The sequence below is a fragment of the Nocardia farcinica genome, from assembly GCF_029867845.1.
GTDB classification, from domain to species: domain Bacteria; phylum Actinomycetota; class Actinomycetes; order Mycobacteriales; family Mycobacteriaceae; genus Nocardia; species Nocardia farcinica_A.
The window spans coordinates 1-1703 of sequence record NZ_JARWRU010000301.1; the positions used below are offsets into that span (position 1 = coordinate 1).

Below are 1703 nucleotides of genomic sequence, written 5' to 3' on the forward strand. Positions count from 1 at the left end.
CCCGCCCCGACGGTGGTTTCGTGCTGGCGGTGGAGGGTGCGGACGGTGCGGGCAACGCGCTGGTCTTCATCGGGGCGGACGGTGCTGTCGAGCGTCGGGTGACCCTGCCCGCCGAACTGGCGGCCGGGCTGGGCGGTCAGGGCTTGGAGGGCGTCGCGGTCGACGGCGACGCGGTGTGGGCGGTGCTGCAGCGGGAGGTGAAGACCGACCCGAAGGGCGTCGCCAGGATCGGCCGCTACACGCCGGCCGACGACCGCTGGGAGTGGTTCGGCTACCGACTGGAGAGCACCACCGCCGAGGGCGACTGGATCGGGTTGTCGGAGATCGCCGTCCACGACGGTGCGCTGCTCGTCCTCGAGCGCGACAAGCTGAACGGCCCCGATGCCCGGGTGAAGGCGATCTACCGGGTGGAACCGCCCACCGAGGCCGGTGCTGTCGACGCGCAGGCGCCGAAGGTGCTGCCCAAGAGGCTCGTTCGCGATCTGCTCCCCGACCTCGCGGCGGGCAACGGGTACGTCCAGGAGAAGGTCGAAGGGATGACGGTCGGCGGCAACGGACGGCTGTACGTGGTCACCGACAACGACGGGCTCGACGACGCCAACGGCGAGACGGTCTTCCTCGACCTCGGCCCGGCGTCGGAGGCGCTCGGCGGCTGAGCCGGGTCGCCGAGCCCGCTCGCCCGGTGACCGGCTCCCGGCCGGTCAGTCCTCCACGTGGTTGTCCGGATAGGCGGTGACGGCGAGGAAGCGGATGGGCAGACGGACCAGTTCGTTCGGCCCGTGGATGCCCTCGCCGTCCAGCAGCAGCGAATCGCCCGGTCGCAGCGTGTATTCCGCGTCGCCGTGGCCGTAGACCATGACGCCCTCGAGCATGTAGAGCAGCTCGGTGCCCGCGTGCTGGAAGCGGGGGAACACCTCGCTGGCATTGGTCAGCGTCACCAGCACCGGCTCGTGTCGTTTGTGTTGCCCGCGCAGCGAGCCGAGCAGTTCGTAGTGGTGGCCGATGCGGGTGCCCCGGCCGACGATCACCGCGCCGCTGCCCGCCGGCACGTAGACGGCCTCGCGGGCGGTGTCGGCCCCGCGGAACAGCGAGGTCACCGGTACGTCGAGCCCGGCGGCCAGGCGCGCGAGCGTGGAAAGGCTGCAGGAGGTCTGCGCGTTCTCGATCTTGGACAGCATGGCCTTGGAGATGCCGACCTTGGCGGCCATCTCGCCCACCGACATGCCACCCGCCCGCCGCAGCGCCCGCACCTGCCTGGCGATGGCGGCCTCCAGATCCCCGCCGGTCGGCGGCTCGCCGATCACCTCCCGCTGGACGGGAGCCGGATCGCCGGTGTCGTGGTGCACACGGGCCTGTGCGGACTCTGCCATGTCACTATCGTAGTCGGGGTTTCCTCACAGTGAACACTCGGCGGAGTGTGAGCTGTGCCCGCCACGGTGTCACCACGCCCGCACCTCCCAGGGCCGGTCCAGATCGCCGTACCGCGCCCGCGCGCTGTCGAGAAAGCCCGCCAGCGCGATCGATCCGTCCGGCATCCGCAGCCGGGGCGGCGGTCGCATGGGCAGCGCGGCGCCCGCGATGAGCGCGCCCGCCGTGGCGTGGGCGGGCGCCTCGGGGGGGGCGGGGCTGCCCGGGGCCCCCCGCCGGGCCGGGGCGGCGGGCGCCCCGGCGGGGGAGTGGGGGGGCCCGGCGGGCCGGTGATG

Annotated in this window: 2 protein-coding genes and 1 pseudogene; 1 reads left to right on the top strand and 2 read right to left on the bottom strand. The window is 73.1% G+C overall.

The window, feature by feature from the left end; translation table 11 throughout:
- A partial coding sequence (locus tag QH283_RS06535) for an esterase-like activity of phytase family protein (RefSeq protein ID WP_280502116.1) occupies positions 1-656 on the top strand: 656 nt, incomplete at its 5' end.
- A gap of 45 nt (positions 657-701) precedes the next feature.
- On the opposite strand, the gene QH283_RS06540 is transcribed toward QH283_RS06535, so the two are convergent.
- Complete coding sequence (locus tag QH283_RS06540; protein WP_280502117.1) at positions 702-1370, bottom strand: helix-turn-helix domain-containing protein; 669 nt, start codon at positions 1368-1370, stop codon at positions 702-704.
- A gap of 69 nt (positions 1371-1439) precedes the next feature.
- Positions 1440-1703 (bottom strand): annotated as a pseudogene (locus QH283_RS06545) (hypothetical protein); the annotation flags it as partial.

Excerpts from the sequence above, each read along its gene's own strand:
- QH283_RS06540 (WP_280502117.1), bottom strand. The coding sequence starts at position 1,370 with ATGGCAGAGTCCGCACAGGCCCGTGTGCACCACGACACCGGCGATCCG.